General features: G+C 64.3%; 11 protein-coding genes and 1 tRNA gene. 3 read left to right on the forward strand and 9 right to left on the reverse strand.

The features are described from left to right. Window positions 1–149: 149 nt before the first annotated feature. Entirely contained in the window at window positions 150–362 is a 213-nt protein-coding gene (locus AWB67_RS15480; RefSeq protein WP_087657134.1) for a hypothetical protein, read from the forward strand. Window positions 363–378: 16 nt separating this feature from the next. On the opposite strand, the gene AWB67_RS15485 is transcribed toward AWB67_RS15480, so the two are convergent. From AWB67_RS15485 to AWB67_RS15495, 3 genes are all read right to left on the reverse strand, one after another. Beyond that, a complete protein-coding gene (locus AWB67_RS15485; RefSeq protein ID WP_087657135.1) occupies window positions 379–771 on the reverse strand; it encodes a hypothetical protein in 393 nt (130 codons plus the stop codon). Between the two features lie 107 nt (window positions 772–878). Then, window positions 879–963 (reverse strand) — tRNA-Leu (locus AWB67_RS15490). A 282-nt stretch (window positions 964–1,245) separates the two neighbouring features. Next, complete coding sequence (locus AWB67_RS15495; protein ID WP_087657136.1) at window positions 1,246–1,551, reverse strand: DUF4148 domain-containing protein; 306 nt, start codon at window positions 1,549–1,551, stop codon at window positions 1,246–1,248. A 162-nt stretch (window positions 1,552–1,713) separates the two neighbouring features. On the opposite strand from AWB67_RS15495, the gene AWB67_RS15500 reads away from it, so the two are divergent. After that, on the forward strand, window positions 1,714–2,178 hold the full coding sequence (locus tag AWB67_RS15500; RefSeq protein ID WP_087657137.1) for a metallophosphoesterase family protein: 465 nt from the start codon (window positions 1,714–1,716) through the stop codon (window positions 2,176–2,178). A gap of 50 nt (window positions 2,179–2,228) precedes the next feature. Here AWB67_RS15500 and proP read toward each other — a convergent pair whose 3' ends face one another. The 3 genes from proP to argA all read right to left on the reverse strand — a co-directional run bounded on the left by proP (window position 2,229) and on the right by argA (window position 6,035). Next, window positions 2,229–3,698, reverse strand: a complete 1,470-nt coding sequence (proP, locus tag AWB67_RS15505) for a glycine betaine/L-proline transporter ProP (RefSeq protein WP_087657138.1) — start codon at window positions 3,696–3,698, stop codon at window positions 2,229–2,231. 624 nt (window positions 3,699–4,322) lie between these two features. Continuing rightward, window positions 4,323–4,595, reverse strand: a complete 273-nt coding sequence (locus AWB67_RS15510; protein WP_087657139.1) for an oxidative damage protection protein — start codon at window positions 4,593–4,595, stop codon at window positions 4,323–4,325. 69 nt (window positions 4,596–4,664) lie between these two features. Continuing rightward, window positions 4,665–6,035, reverse strand: a complete 1,371-nt coding sequence (gene argA, locus AWB67_RS15515) for an amino-acid N-acetyltransferase (protein WP_087657140.1) — start codon at window positions 6,033–6,035, stop codon at window positions 4,665–4,667. A gap of 511 nt (window positions 6,036–6,546) precedes the next feature. Here argA and hrpA point away from each other — a divergent pair. Next, the gene (gene hrpA, locus AWB67_RS15520; protein WP_235025182.1) at window positions 6,547–10,893 is read left to right on the forward strand and encodes an ATP-dependent RNA helicase HrpA; all 4,347 of its coding nucleotides are present in this window, start codon (window positions 6,547–6,549) and stop codon (window positions 10,891–10,893) included. Window positions 10,894–10,973: 80 nt separating this feature from the next. Here the strand turns inward: hrpA and AWB67_RS15525 are convergent, their stop codons facing one another. From AWB67_RS15525 to AWB67_RS15535, 3 genes are all read right to left on the reverse strand, one after another. After that, window positions 10,974–11,567, reverse strand: coding sequence for an outer membrane protein assembly factor BamE (locus AWB67_RS15525; protein ID WP_235025183.1), 594 nt, complete (start codon window positions 11,565–11,567; stop codon window positions 10,974–10,976). 116 nt (window positions 11,568–11,683) lie between these two features. Then, window positions 11,684–13,099, reverse strand: coding sequence for a YadA family autotransporter adhesin (locus AWB67_RS15530; RefSeq protein WP_200822241.1), 1,416 nt, complete (start codon window positions 13,097–13,099; stop codon window positions 11,684–11,686). Beyond that, the gene (locus tag AWB67_RS15535) at window positions 13,056–14,471 is read right to left on the reverse strand and encodes an ESPR-type extended signal peptide-containing protein (protein WP_087657143.1); all 1,416 of its coding nucleotides are present in this window, start codon (window positions 14,469–14,471) and stop codon (window positions 13,056–13,058) included. Before AWB67_RS15535 ends, AWB67_RS15530 begins: the two co-directional genes overlap by 44 nt. Window positions 14,472–14,812: the final 341 nt, after the last annotated feature.

Below are 14,812 nucleotides of genomic sequence, written 5' to 3' on the forward strand. Positions count from 1 at the left end.
GAGCCGCCGATCATACTGGAGACGCTTGGGTCTTGCAGAAGGCTCGTCCGCGAATCGGGGGTGGCGTTCCCCACGCGACGGGGGTGCTCGCACGCGGTCGACTTGCCTAAACTTTGGGCACGATGAAGTCCCAGGCTTCGGAGGCCGCCATGACGCCCGTTGCGCTTTACATCACCCCGCAGTACATCGCTTCGGTCCGCACCGGACGGGGCCGCGCCTGCTTCGAAGGCACGGTGCGGTTCATCGACGTCGAGGCGCTGCCGTTCAACATCGAGCACGTTTGCCTGCTCGATCGCGATACGGCGATCGAAGCGCTATTCGATGCCGTGAGAGACGCCGAGCGGTTGCTGAGGGCGGTTTAAGCGGATCGCGCCGCCCTTATTCCTGACCGCCTTCCGGAACGGCGTCGTACACGCGCGCGAATTTTTCCGGCGCGAGCCATCGGAAGGTATCGAGGGTTTCGCCCCGGAACGTGCATTCGACAGCGGCCGGAAGTTTCACTCGAGTCGCCTTCACGGTCTTGATCTCGCCGTTTTTCACAGGTTTAGTCTCGAGCGACTTGGCCGTGGCGCCGTAGGTTGCCTCGACTACCACACGCGATCCCTTGTGGGCCACGCCGGTTCTATCGAACGACAAAGGCGGCTCGGAATCCGGATACGTCGCGATCATCTTTTGCTTGCAGACGCCGGCATTCTTGTAGGCGCTCGTGCAGCCGGTCGTGATCGCAAGGAGCAATGCGGAAAGAGCGACGATTGGCAATCGAGTGGTCATGCGGCTCTCGTGTTCGATGATGTGTCCCGGGCGGGACGAATGAAGTGGTACGAAATGTACACGACAGATTCCGGGTCGCGGCCTCGATCTTGTGCGAAACCTGTCTATGGTGCCGGGGACCGGACTTGAACCGGCAAGCCGTTAGGCGGCGGATTTTAAGTCCGCTATGTTTACCAATTTCATCACCCCGGCAGGGCGGACGCGATTCTACCATTGCGCGTCGGCGCGGCAAAACGCCGCCGGGCCGCGCGGAGCCAGTCGGGACGGGTGGTTCGGTGGTTTTCAACCGCGACCGCTTCGCCGTGCGATCAACATAAAAAGAGCCCAGTGTCCGACGAGAACTGGGCAAAGCCGCCGGGATTCCGGCGACGGAGGTTCTTTCAAATACAAAACCGACCCGGTCGCGACAAATGCCGCAACCGGGCCGGTTTTAAAAAGCCGCGGACGATACCTCCATCCGCACGACGCTCCTGCTTACTGACCAACGTAAATCCCTTGCGACACCGGCGAGGCAACCTTGCCCGACTGCGCCGATCCATTGATCGAAGCGCCATAGCTCGTTTGCGTCGCGTCGTTCTGCGCGACGACGCGCGCTTGCGCTGCCTGAATGTCGGCCGGGTACGCCGGATCGCTGGCGTTCGGGTTGTAGCCTGCCTTTTCGAGCTGGACGAGTTCGGCGCGAACTTGCGCACGGCTCAGCGGAGCGTTCGACTGAGCAAACGAAGCGACAGGAGCAGCGAGAACAGCGGCAACGACGACGGCTTGAATGAGCGATTTCATGATCAACTACCTCCAGATGGTTTTTCTTTGCTGTGAACACCGTTGTTCGCAGCCAGTGATTACATTGTAAGTAGGGGATTAAAAATATTTAACCGCGCATCCGACGAATCATCCTTGCGAATCCTGCAATAATGAGATGACGTACTCTTGGCTCGAAGGATCATGTCCCCAGCAATCCGCATCGGCTTGATCTCCGATACGCACAATCTTGTGCGTCCCGAGGCGCTCGCGGCACTTGAAGGCTGCGCGCAGATCATCCATGCAGGCGACATCTGCCGCCCAGCCGTCCTCGATGCGCTCGCCGAACTCGCGCCGCTCACCGTCGTGCGCGGCAATAACGACTCCGGTCCACGCATTGACGAACTCCCCGAATCGACGACGCTCACCGTCGGCGGTGCGACGATCTTCGTCGTCCATGACATCGCCGACGTGCCGCGCGATCTCGCCGGCATCGACGTCGTCGTGACGGGGCATTCGCACAAGCCACTCGTCGAGCGACGCGGTGACGTGCTGTTCGTCAACCCGGGCAGCGCGGGGCCGCGCCGCTTCACGTTGCCGGTCACGCTCGGCGTGCTGACCATCGGCGGCGGAAAAATCGACGCTCGCATCGTCCCTCTGCTCGACTAAAAAGCAAAAAAAGCCGGCGTAGTAGCCGGCTTTCATCGAAAACAAAACGCTTACGCGCGGACCGTGCCCTCAGGCAAACGCTCGTCGTCCATTTCGGCTGCGACGCGCGAACCGCGCAACGCGGCATGCGCTTCCGCGCGCGTCGCGACGGCAGGCGGCGAGCCCTTCAGTGGCTTGCGAGCAGTCTCGTGCAGCGCGAGCACCGACACGATCCCGATCACCGACGCGCCCATCAGATAGTAAGCGGGCATCATCAGATTGCCGGTTGCGTCGACGAGCCAAGCGGTCACGAGTGGCGTCGTCCCGCCGAACAGCGACACCGATACATTGAAGCCGATCGCGAGCGCGCCGTAGCGGATCTTCGTCGGAAAGAGCGCCGGCAGCGTCGACGGCATCACGCCGGTAAAACACGACAGCATCACACCGAGGATCAGCATGCCGCTGAAAATCGGCACGATCGTGCCCATGCGAATCAGTTGGAGCGCCGGAATCGACAGCACCAGCAAGCCGACGCAGCCCGCGAGCATCACCGGCTTGCGGCCGATCTTGTCGGAGAGATGGCCCGCAAAGAGCGTCATCGGCATCATCAGCACCATCACGACGAGCACGATAAAAAGACCATGCGTCTCGTTGAACTTGAGCGTCGCCGACAGGTAGCTCGGCAGATACGAGAGCGCCATGTAGTCGGTCACGTTGAAGATCAGCACGAGGCCGACGCACAGCAGAAGCGGCTTCCATTGCTGCATCAGCGTTTCGCGGAACTGGCGCTGGGGCGTCGCATGCGCTTCGGATTCGCGCTTGTCGGCTTCGCGCTGGAACGCGGGCGTTTCTTCGAGCTTCATCCGGATATAGAGCCCGATCAGCCCGAGCGGCCCGGCGACCAGAAACGGAATGCGCCAGCCCCACGACAGCAGTGATTCCTGCGAGAGCGTCGCCGTCAGCACTGCGACCACACCGGCGCCGAGCACGTAGCCGACGAGCGTGCCGAATTCCAGAAAGCTCGCCATGAAACCGCGCTTCTTGTCCGGCGAGAATTCGGCGATGAAGGTCGCCGCGCCGCCGTACTCGCCGCCGGTCGAGAAGCCTTGCAGCAGTCGCGCGACGAGCAGGAGGATCGGCGCGAAGATGCCGATCGTCGCGTAGCTCGGGATCAGGCCGATACAGAACGTGCCGATCGCCATCATGATCATGGTCATCGCGAGCACGCGCTTGCGGCCGATGCGGTCGCCGAGCGGCCCGAACACCATGCCGCCGAGCGGGCGGACGAGGAACGCGGCGGCGAACGTGCCGAAAGTGGCGAGCAACTGCGCGGTCGGATTGCTCGACGGGAAGAAGACCTTGCCGAGCGTCACGGCGATATAGCTGTAGACGCCGAAGTCGAACCATTCCATCGCGTTGCCGATCGCCATCGCGCCGACCGCGCGTTTCAGAAGCGATTGGTCGACGATGGTGATGTCATCGATGTCGAGGGATGGTTGCTGGTCGCGTTTGCTCCAGAGGCCGTCGTGTAAGGCGGTCATAGGCGGGAATGCTCCGTGTCGATGCCGGGGTCCGCGAGGGACGCGACCGGCGCGCTCGTTCGAGCGCGTGTTGCCGGGAGTGCCGTTTCAAAGTGCAGTTTCGCGACGGTGCCGGAAAGCAGGCGTCGCTCGGGTCGCCGGCAGGGCGTTGCAAATTCATGTGAAAAAGCAAAGCCAATGGATCGCGGCGAGGGTCGCGAAAGTGCACTCGATGAAAACAGCGCGAATTGACGAAAGCGGACGGCGAACTGTGAAGCTGCCGCGGGCGTGCCGCTACGTCGAATGAAGAGGGCTTGGAACGAAAAAGGCCGGCGTGAAGCTGAAAAGCAGCTAAAACCGACGCGCCTCTTTGTATGAAACTGTCACGAATCGCAGGGTGCCGGTCGACTGCTTGGCCGGAGTGCGTATGCGTGAATGATGGTGAATTGCTGTTCGAAAGAAGAAGATGATACCACGATGACGGATGAAGCACAAACCCGGGCTTTCGGCGGATATGCCAAAAAGTCTTGAATCCCTTGTGTGACGGGCGATTACGGCGTTTGCGAGCATCTGCTTAACAACACTCGAAGGCGTAAAAAAACCGGCCCTGAAGGACCGGTTTTCGATGGCAACCGAGTGCGAAATTCAGCCCTGCGGCGGGACGTACCCTTGCGCGGTATCTGCGCCTTCGCCGAAGAAATACTTCTCCGTTTGCTTGAGCAGATATTGACGCGCGCGCGGATCGGCCATGTTCAGACGATTTTCATTGATCAGCATGGTTTGTTGCTTGAGCCATCCTTGCCACGCTTCCTTCGATACCGTCTCGTAAATCCGCTTGCCGAGCTCGCCCGGCAGCGGCGGAAAATCGAGTCCTTCGGCTTCCTTGCCGAGCTTTGCGCATTGAATCATTCGAGCCATCTTGTGTTTCTCCTAATCCGGTATCGGGGTATCGAGCGTTCGTCTTAGTTTGCGAACGGCCGCAATCGGTTAAAGCTGCTTTTTGAGTACGAGCGACTTGCGTTGCCAGTTATAGAGACGGCGCCGGTCTTCCGGCAAATCGTCGACGGTCACCTTCACGAAGCCGCGTTTCAGAAACCAGTGTTCAGTGCGCGTCGTCAGCACGAAAATGTGCGTCAGGCCGCGTGCCCGCGCGCGCTGCTCGATTCGCTTCAGCAGTCGCTCGCCGTCGCCGGAGCCTTGTGCCTCGGGCGCGACCGTCAGGCACGCCATCTCGCCGATGCGCTCCTGCGTGTACGGATAGAGCGCCGCGCAGCCGAACAGCACGCCATCGTGCTCGATCACCGAGAAGTGGTCGATGTCGCGTTCGATCTGGTGACGCCCGCGCCGCACGAGTGTGCCGTCGGATTCGAGCGGCTCGATCAGCGTGAGAATGCCGCCGACGTCGTCCGGCGTCGCTTCGCGCAGGCTTTCGAGGTTCTCGTACGAAATCATCGTGCCGACGCCGTCGTGCAGGAAGAGTTCCAGGAGCACGCTGCCGTCGAGCGCGTAAGGGATGATGTGCGCCCGCGCCACGCCGCCGCGGCACGCGCGGATTGTGTGCTTCAGGTAGAACGCGGCGTCGCCCTGCAGCTCGCCGCCTTCATGCAGGCGATACGCGTCGTCAAGCGACATTTCGCGCACGAGCTCGCCGCTTTCGTCGACGAGACCCGGCGTTTCGGTCAGGAAGATGATCTTGTCGGCGCGCAGGGCGATCGCCGCCGCCGAGGCCACATCTTCCATCGACAGGTTGAACGCTTCGCCCGTCGGTGAGAAGCCGAGCGGGGAGAGCAGCACGAGCTTGTTGCTCGCGAGCGAATGGCGGACCGAATCGCCGTCGATCTTGCGCACGACGCCTGTGTGCTGGAAATCGACGCCATCCAGGATGCCGACCGGCCGCGCTGTCACGAAATTGCCCGACACGACGCTGATGTGCGCGTGGGCCATCGGCGTGTTCGGCAAGCCCTGGCTAATGGCGGCCTCGATGTCGAGGCGCACTTCGCCGGCGGCTTCCTTCGCGGATTCGAGGGCGCGGGCATCGGTGATGCGCAGGCCGTGCGAAAACGACGATTCCACGCCGTGCAGGCTCAATTGCTCTTCGACTTGCGGGCGCGAGCCGTGCACCAGGACGACGTGGATGCCCATCGCGTGCAAAAGGCCGACGTCCTGCACGAGCGCGTTGAGCCGGCCTTCCTGCACCAGCTCGCCGCCGAACGCGACGACGAACGTCTTGTTGCGAAACGCATGGATATACGGTGCGACGGAGCGCATCCATTCGACGAACTGGGCGTGCTGATTCGGCGTGTCCGGTTCGGCTGCAACCGGCGACGGCACGGTGGGGAGGTCGGTTTGAGAATTCATGCGGGGATTATAATGCGACGCTATGCCGAATGTTTCCAAACGCCCCGCCGATGCCGGCAAGTCCGAGCCCCAGGAACAGTTGAAGAAGCTGCGTGAAAGTCTGCTGCGCGAGGGGGAGGCGCGGGCGGATTCTGGTGGTGATAAAGCGCTGAGCAAGAAAGAGGCCGCTGCGCGGCGGTTTGCGGCGGGGGGTGCTGCGCCAGCAGTTGCGTCTGATCGCGATGATGCTGGGCGGGCGCGGTCAGTATCTACGAGAAGTGAAGTGTCGTCGGGTGATGCGCAGCCGCGGGTGGGCGCGCAATCGCGCGTTGGGCCGACGAAAGCACCGAAGGCGCCAAAATCTTCGTCCGGCGATCGTCTGCCCAATGCGCAGCGCGAGTCGCGACCGCAGTCGTCTGTTTCGCGGGATGAGCGTGGGAGCAAGCCGCGTCAGGAAAAAGTCGTGACGGCACAAGCCGTGCAGGCATCCGCCGACCGTCCGCCTATGGCGCAACGCCAACCGAGACCTCAAGTGTCCGCAGCGCGCCATGAATCCGCCGGACGCGAGTCCGAACCGCGTCAGGAAAATCGCAGCCCGCGCCGTGAAGATGCTGCGAAGACCGCAGACACGCGTCCGCCTCGCTCCGAAACCCAAGTACACGCGCTACAACGCGACCAATCGCGACGCGGGAACGCCGCAAAGCCTGCCGGCCAGCGTTTCGAAGCGCAAACAGATTCACCACAACGCGACGTACAGCGCACTGAGCGCGAGACCAAACCGCGCGGCGAAAATCGTGGCCCGCGCGGCGAGAGCGACGCAAATCTCTCCGACACGCGCGCGACTCACCCCGAGGCACAAACGCAAGCTGCACAACGCGACGACCAAAACAGCGAACGCGAGTCCAAGCCGCGCAAGCAAAATCGTGGCCCGCGCGGCGAGCATGCCGCACATTCCGCCGATCCGCGCCCGCCTCGCGCCGAAGCGCAAACACCCCGTCGCGACACCCCCCGCGAGCGCCGCGTCGTCGAGTCAAATCCGATCCCGCCGATCGCCTTCCCCGAAGCGCTCCCCGTCTCGGGCCGTCGCGAGGAGATCGCGCGTGCCATCACCGCACATCAGGTCGTCATCGTCAGCGGCGAAACCGGCTCCGGCAAAACGACCCAGCTCCCCAAAATCTGCCTCTCGCTCGGACGCGGCTTGGGCGCCGGCGGCGCGGGCCTGATCGGCCACACACAGCCGCGCCGGATCGCGGCATCGGCGACGGGACGCCGCATCGCCGAAGAGCTCGGCACGCCCTTCGGTCAAGTCGTCGGCTACAAGGTGCGCTTCACGGACAACCTCTCGCCCGGCGCGTCGGTCAAGCTGATGACCGACGGCATCCTGCTCGCCGAAACGCAGACCGACCCGCTGCTCAAGGCCTACGACACAATCATCATCGACGAGGCGCACGAGCGCAGTCTCAACATCGATTTCCTGCTCGGCTACCTGAAGGAAATCCTGCCACGCCGGCCCGATCTGAAGCTGATCGTGACCTCGGCGACCATCGACGCCGACCGTTTCGCGCGCCACTTCGGCAGCGACGACAAACCCGCGCCCGTGATCGAAGTGAGCGGGCGCATGTTCCCCGTGGAAGTGCGCTACCGGCCCGTGCAGGAAGACAGCCCCGCCGTGAAGAACGCGCAGGGCACGCCGCAGAAGGAGCCGCGCCAGAAAACCCAGCGCGAGACCGACCGCGACCTGATGGAAGCCATCGTCGATGCCGTCGATGAACTCTGCCGCGAAGGCCCCGGCGACGTCCTCGTGTTCCTCCCCGGCGAGCGCGAGATCCGCGACGCCGCCGAGGCGCTGCGCAAGCACCATCCGCCGCATACCGAGATCCTGCCGCTCTTCGCGCGCCTCTCGGCGGCCGAACAGGAGCGCGTATTCAAGCCGTCGAACGCGCGGCGCATCGTGCTCGCGACCAACGTCGCGGAGACGTCGCTGACGGTGCCGGGCATCCGCTACGTCGTCGATACGGGGATGGCGCGCGTCAAGCGCTATTCGTACCGGAACAAGGTCGAGCAGTTGCAGGTCGAGCCGGTGTCGCAGGCGGCGGCGAACCAGCGGGCGGGGCGCTGCGGGCGTGTCGCGGACGGCGTGTGCATCCGTCTTTACGAAGAAGCCGATTTCCAGTCGCGGGTGCGCTTTACCGACCCCGAAATCCTGCGCTCGTCGCTCGCGGCCGTCATCTTGCGGATGAAGTCGCTGCATCTGACGGCGATCGAAACGTTCCCGTTCATCGAGCCGCCGCCGGGCCGCGCAGTTGCCGACGGCTATCAGTTGCTGAACGAACTGGGCGCCGTCGATGACGACAATGCGCTTACGCCGCTCGGCCGCGAACTCGCGCGCCTGCCGCTCGACCCGCGCGTCGGACGGATGATTCTCGCCGCGCGAGATCACCAGGCGCTGCGCGAGGTGCTCATCATCGCGGCGGCACTGTCCGTGCAGGACCCGCGCGACCGGCCGATCGAGGCGCAGGAGCAGGCGGACCAGGCGCATCGCCGATTCGTCGACGAGCGTTCCGAGTTCCTGCAATGGACGCGCATCTGGGCGTGGTTCGAGGACGCGATCGCGCACAAGAAGTCGAACAAGCAGCTCACCGACGCGTGCCGCGCGAACTTTTTGTCGCATCTGCGCTTGCGCGAATGGCGCGACGTGCATTCGCAATTGCTGACGGTCGTGCGCGAGCACGGCTGGCGGCTGAACGAAGTCGAAGCCACCTTCGAGCAGGTGCATCTCTCCCTGCTGACGGGGCTTCTCGGCAACGTCGGCCTCAAAGCCGACGACGAGCCGTATTACCTCGGCGCGCGCGGCATCAAGTTCTATCTGTGGCCGGGCTCCGCGCTTCTCAAAAAAGCGGGGCGCTGGGTGATGGCGGGCGAACTCGTTGAAACGAGCCGTCTTTACGCGCGCACGATCGCAAAAATCGAGCCGGAATGGCTGGAGCAGGTCGGCGCGCATTTGTTGCGCCGCTCGCTTTCCGAGCCGCACTGGGAGAAGAAGGCGGCGCAGGTCGCGGCGTTCGAGCGCGCGACGCTGCACGGCTTGACCGTCTACGCGCGACGGCGCGTGAGTTTCGGCAAGCAGGACCCGGCGCGCGCGCGGGAACTGTTTATCCGCGGGGCTCTCGTCGAAGGCGAATTCGACACGAAACTTCCGTTTTTCGCGCACAACCGCAAACTGGTTGCCGATATCGAGCAACTGGAGCACAAGTCGCGCAGACAAGACGTGCTCGTCGACGACGAGTTGATCTTCGCGTTCTACGATTCGCTCGTACCCGAGGGCATTCACACGGGGGCGGCGTTCGAGCGCTGGTATCGCGACGAGGAGAAGGCGGGCAAGACGCGCCTTCTCTTCCTCTCGCGCGACGACCTGATGCGCCACGAAGCCGCCGGCATCACGACCGACCTGTTCCCGAAGCGCATGACGATGGCCGGCATCGAGATGACGCTGACCTATCACTTCGAGCCCGGTTCGCCGCGCGACGGCGTGACGCTGACGGTGCCACTCTACGGCCTGAATCAGGTCGACGCGCGCCGCGCCGAATGGCTTGTGCGCGGCATGCTGAAGGAAAAGGCGCAGTTGCTGATGAAGTCGCTGCCGCAGAAGCTGCGCCGGCACGTGGTGCCGCTGCCCGAGTTCGCGGCGGGCTTCGCCGACCGGCACAGCGGGCCGAAGTTCGGCGCGGGCGGCCTGCTCGAAGCGCTGATCGCCGATATTCGCGCGCAGACGCAGATCGCGATGAAAGGCTCCGACTTCAAGCTCGAAACGCTGCCTGCGCACCTTTTCATGAACTTCAAGGTGATCGACGAGCACGGCCGCCAACTCGCGATGGGACGCAATCTCGCGCAGTTGCGCGCTGAACTCGGCGGCCAGGCGCAGCAGCATTTCCAAAAGCTCGCGGCAGGCGCAACGCTCGATCTCGGCGACGATGCCGCGCCGCAGGCATCGGTCGCCGCCCCTTCGAGCGATCCGTTGAGCACCGCGCTCTACGAAAACCTCACAACGTGGAACTTCGGCAAGCTGCCTGAGTTGCTCGAAATCCGCCGTCGCGGACAGACGCTTTTCGGCTATCCGGCGCTCGTCGATCGCGGCACGCATTGCGACGTCGAAGTCTTCGATTCGCCGGAGGAAGCGGCGCGGATTCATCGCGCGGGGCTGCGGCGGCTTTTCGGGCTGCAACTGCGCGAGCCGATCAAGTATCTGGAGAAGAACCTCGGCGGGTTGCGCGAGATGTCGCTGCAGTACATGGCGCTCGGTACTCAAGAGGATTTGCGCGATCAGATTATCGAGACGGCGCTGGATCGCGCGTGCCTGCAAGACCCGCTCCCCGACGACGACGCCGGTTTTCACAAACGTCGCGACGAAGGGAAGGGGCGTCTGACGCTCCTCGCGCAGGAAATCGCGCGGCTGACGGGGCAGATTCTCGGCGAATACGCGTCGGTGCAGAAGAAGCTCGTTCAGGCGAAGTCTTTTGGCGTAGCCTACACCGACATGCTCGCGCAATTGAACGCGTTGATCGGAAAGCGCTTCGTGATCGATACGCCCTATGTGCAACTCGCGCATTTTCCGCGCTATCTGAAGGGCATCGCGCTGCGCATCGACAAGCTGAAAGCCGATCCGGCCCGCGACGCGCGTCTGTCCACCGACTTGCAGCCGCTCGCGCAGCACTATCAGCGCGCGATCGCGCAGCGCGGGGGCGTCGCGGACGCAAGGCTTGCGGAGTACCGCTGGCTGCTGGAGGAGTTGCGCGTGTCGCTGTTCGCGCAGGAATTGCGCACGCCGATGCCGATTTCGGTGAAACGCCTCCACAAAGTGTGGGAATCGATCCAGCGGTGACGCTTCAGCGCGCTGATGCGTTCCGAATGCGACGAGGCCGGCGTTCTTTACGCCGGCCTTATCGCATGTGCTGCGCGTGCTTACTTGAGCTTGTCGACGCGGATCACGTCGTTGGTGACTTCCGTCGTGCTGGCCTCGACCGCGGACATCGTCATCGCGGACGACGCGGCAGCGTCCTCGGGAGCCGCCGTCGCAGCGGACGCGGTCACTTCGACAGGCGGTTCGTACTTGCGCCATTTGCCGTCGAGCAGCGTTTCGACTTTGTCGCCGCACTGGCGATAGAAGCTGCGCGCCTCATTGTGCGAATTGAAAAGCACCTTCAACTGGCAGATGAATTGCGGCGCGCCGGCTTCGTTCGTTACGTTCACGCGGTAGTCCCATTCGCGTACGCCGAAAAAGCCTTCGTCATACTGCGGCCGGCCGATCAGCCCGGCAACCTGTTCCTTCGTCATGCCGGGCTTCAGCTTGCGCAGCGATTCGACGAGCGGATAGGTACCGTTGCGGAACCACGTCGGCGTATCCGGGCCGGGAAAGACGAGCTGGTCGTGCATGCCGTCTTTGGACAGCGTGCTGCGCGTGCCGCAGCCCTGCAGCAGCAAGGCGGCGCCAAGCGTTGCGGCAAAGGCGGCCCACGCGGGTGCGCGGCGGAAATGCGTGCGGAGTGTGTGTTTCATCGTGCTCATGTGTTCAATTCCGATGATTGTCTGGAGTCGTGCGCGGGATCGGCGTATCCGCCGATCCCGCGCCGGCCCTTATGCGAATGAGGCCGGTGAGGGCGTTCAACAGCGCCTCACCAGTGCATGCCCGCGCCGAGCGATACGCCGAACTCGCCGCGCGTGCTCGTCGTGCCGGTGACCTTGTAGGCCCAGATGCCGTTATCCGACAACTGCGACACGCCGAGCGCCACCGCCGACTGGCCGCCGTACGTGCCGCCGCCGATCGCGACCATGCCTCGACCCGGCAGGACGGCTTGCGGCAGGCCCGCGACGGCGAGCGCCGCCGCCGTGCCGGCGTAGGCGTCGCGGCGGGTGGATTCCGCCTTCGAATTGGCGTAGTCGTTGGCTTGCTTGAGCGTATTCGACGACGACTGGCTCAACTGATCGACGTTCACGGCGTCCGTGCCTTGCGTGCCGGCGGCGACGTTGGTGATCTGGCGTTCATGGCCGGCCGTGCCGACCGAAACGGAGTTCGCGCGATCGGCGGCGGAGTTCTGGCCGAGCGCCACGGAGTTGTCGGCGGAGGCTTGCGCACCATTGCCGAGCGCCGTGGCGCCGTTGCCCGAGGCCGCCGCGTTCTGGCCGGCGGCAAGCGCACCCGCGCCCGAAGCGGAGGCGCCCGCGCCGAATGCAGCGGCGCCCGCGCCCGAAGCCGAGGCGCGTGCGCCGAAGGCCGCTGCGTCCGTGCCGGACGCCGAGGCACTCGCTCCCGCCGCCACGGCATGCGTGCCCGTGACCGACGCGCCTTCGGTGTCGCGCTCGCCTTCCGCGCTGAAGAACGGGTTCGCGGCGTTGATCACGGCGTTGTTGACCTGACCAATGGCGTCGTTTAGCTGGCCGAGGTTCACGGCGTCGGTGACATTCACACCGGCTGCAACGTTGTGGATCGCCGTTCCGCCCGCTGCGGGGTCGCCTTCGAGCGTGACGCTATTCTTGTTGACCGTGCCGTCGGGGTTGCGGTCGTATTTCACCGCGCCGTCAACGGTGGTAGCGACCTCGTCGACCTTGGCGGTCACGCCTTTCAACTGCGCCACGTTGACGGCTTCGTCGTCGTTCAGGCCGGGAGCCACGCCGCTGATCGTGCGGTTGCCGATGTTCACTTCGCCCATCGACGATTGCGTGCCGGTAAGGTTGTAGCCGGTGTAGGAACTACGCGCGCCGATCTTCGCAATCGAGCCGGCGCCGAGTGCGACGCTGTTTGCTGTCGCCTGCGCCGCCGTGCCGATTGCGAGAGCATTCTCGCCCGTCGCAACCGCTCGTTGCCCGAATGCCGCTGCCGCCAAACCGTCGGCGCTGCTGCGTTCGCCGAAGGCGATCGCTCCACGCCCGCGCGAGGTCGTACTCGTGCCGATGGCGATGCTGTTCGTATTCGCCGCAAGCGAACCCGCGCCCGCCGCGATGGAATTACCGCCGCTCGCCACGGCGTCCGCGCCGATGGCTGTTGCGCTAGTGTTGGCTTGCGCGTTGGTGCCGATTGCGGTGCCGCTCATGCCCGTCGCCACGGCGTTGTTTCCTACTGTAAGGGCTGTCGGACTTGGCGTTCGCCGCGCGGCCGACGGCGATGGCGCCCTCCCTGGCATTGGCCACCGCTCCCTTTCCTACGGCGACAGAGCCGTCGCCCGTCGCCAGCGAGGCGGCGCCGACCGCGACGGAGCCGGCCGAGGCCAGCCCCTGGACGTCGGCAGTCGCCCCCGTACCGATGGCGATGGAATCGGTCTTGCCGGCAATGGCTTTGGTTCCGGCTGCGAAACTGTTCTTGCCGTTTGCTTTCGCGAGGTCGCCTACTGCGATCGCGCTGTCAGCCGAAGCGGCCGCGGCCGCGCCTACGGCGATGCTCGATTCGCCCGTCGCTGCCGCGCTACCACCGACAGCGACGGCGTCCAGTTGTGTCGCGCTCGAGAATTCTCCGACTGCGACGGAGCTCTGGCCCGTTGCCTTGGCGAGATCGCCAGCAGCGGTTGCGCCAATCCCGGCTGCGGAGCTTGAACCCACGGCGACACCCTGAGCATCTGCCACGGCGTCCAGGCCGGCAGCAACCGACTGCGCGCCTTTGGCCTGCGCGCCGTTGCCCACCGCGATCGCGTTGTCAGCCGAAGCGGCCGCGCCCGCGCCTACGGCGATGCTCGATTCGCCCGTCGCTGCCGCGCCATCACCGACGGCGATGGCGTCGAGTTTTGTCGCGCTGGAGGATTCTCCGACTGCGACCGAGCTTTGGCCGGTTGCGCTTGCGAGATTGCCCGCAGCGGTTGCGCCAACCCCGGCTGCGGAGCTTGACCCCACGGCCACGCCCTGGGCTTCGGCCACGGCATTCATGCCGGCAGCAACCGCTTGTTTGCCTTTGGCCTGCGCGCCGTCACCGAGAGCGAGACTCGATGCGCCCGCCGCCTTCGCGTCGACGCCGAAAGCCGACGCCTTCGCCGCCGACGCTTGCGCGCGCGCGCCCATGGCGGTAGCTTCGAGCGCGGTGGCTTTGGAAGAATCGCCTACCGCGGTCGCACTTTCGCCCGATGCGAACGCTGCGTCACCCATGGCGACGCTGGACGTTTGCAAGGCTTTTGCGCCCGCACCCAGTGCCACGGCGGCGTTCCCGGAAGCCGTCGCTATCGTGCCGATGGCAAGTGCATAGTCCTCGGTGGCGCGCGCAGCCGTGCCCACCTCGAGCGATTCCGAACCTGTACCGACTGACCAGTCGTCGATATCGGCATAAACCTGCCCGCTCACCGCTCCACCAGCCAAGATCGCGCATATAACCGCGCGCTTGCCGCGCGAGCTTTTCCGCTTCGTTTTCGAGCGCGACGTCTCCGAAGCGGCGACCCACGTTCCCGACGATTCGTTCCACACAGCCTTGAAGATTTTGTTCATATAAGAGGATGTCCAGCGAGATTAGAAAAATTGCCAATGAGCGGATCTGTCGCCGTCGGGTTGACGTCGTCGCGTCGAACGACGTCCTCCGCCTTCGAGGTGCTTGGGTCCCGGTCAAAAAATTCGGATTCGGACGATTGCTTCCTCTGCGGACCTTGACGCGCGGAATATTCGGTTTTATTTGCGTCGGTCAATACGCGATATTTCCTAATTCGCGCTGGATAGGAGCCGATTTGCCGGCTAGCGGCTCCCGGGCACGAGGTCGAGCGCACGTTGGCGTCGTACCGGTGAACTTGTTTCCAGAGGGGAAGAAAAACCGCCGGGACGGCGAGGCCCAGAGA

Origin of the sequence: Caballeronia terrestris (genome assembly GCF_001544515.1) — a bacterium.
In the GTDB taxonomy this organism is placed as follows: Bacteria; Pseudomonadota; Gammaproteobacteria; order Burkholderiales; family Burkholderiaceae; genus Caballeronia; species Caballeronia terrestris.

Excerpts from the sequence above, each read along its gene's own strand:
- proP (WP_087657138.1), bottom strand. The coding sequence starts at position 3,698 with ATGACCGCCTTACACGACGGCCTCTGGAGCAAACGCGACCAGCAACCA.
- AWB67_RS15530 (WP_200822241.1), bottom strand. The coding sequence starts at position 13,099 with ATGAGCGGCACCGCAATCGGCACCAACGCGCAAGCCAACACTAGCGCA.
- argA (WP_087657140.1), bottom strand. The coding sequence starts at position 6,035 with ATGAATTCTCAAACCGACCTCCCCACCGTGCCGTCGCCGGTTGCAGCC.
- AWB67_RS15510 (WP_087657139.1), bottom strand. The coding sequence starts at position 4,595 with ATGGCTCGAATGATTCAATGCGCAAAGCTCGGCAAGGAAGCCGAAGGA.
- AWB67_RS15500 (WP_087657137.1), top strand. The coding sequence starts at position 1,714 with ATGTCCCCAGCAATCCGCATCGGCTTGATCTCCGATACGCACAATCTT.
- AWB67_RS15525 (WP_235025183.1), bottom strand. The coding sequence starts at position 11,567 with ATGAAACACACACTCCGCACGCATTTCCGCCGCGCACCCGCGTGGGCC.
- AWB67_RS15535 (WP_087657143.1), bottom strand. The coding sequence starts at position 14,471 with ATGAACAAAATCTTCAAGGCTGTGTGGAACGAATCGTCGGGAACGTGG.
- AWB67_RS15480 (WP_087657134.1), top strand. The coding sequence starts at position 150 with ATGACGCCCGTTGCGCTTTACATCACCCCGCAGTACATCGCTTCGGTC.
- AWB67_RS15485 (WP_087657135.1), bottom strand. The coding sequence starts at position 771 with ATGACCACTCGATTGCCAATCGTCGCTCTTTCCGCATTGCTCCTTGCG.
- AWB67_RS15495 (WP_087657136.1), bottom strand. The coding sequence starts at position 1,551 with ATGAAATCGCTCATTCAAGCCGTCGTCGTTGCCGCTGTTCTCGCTGCT.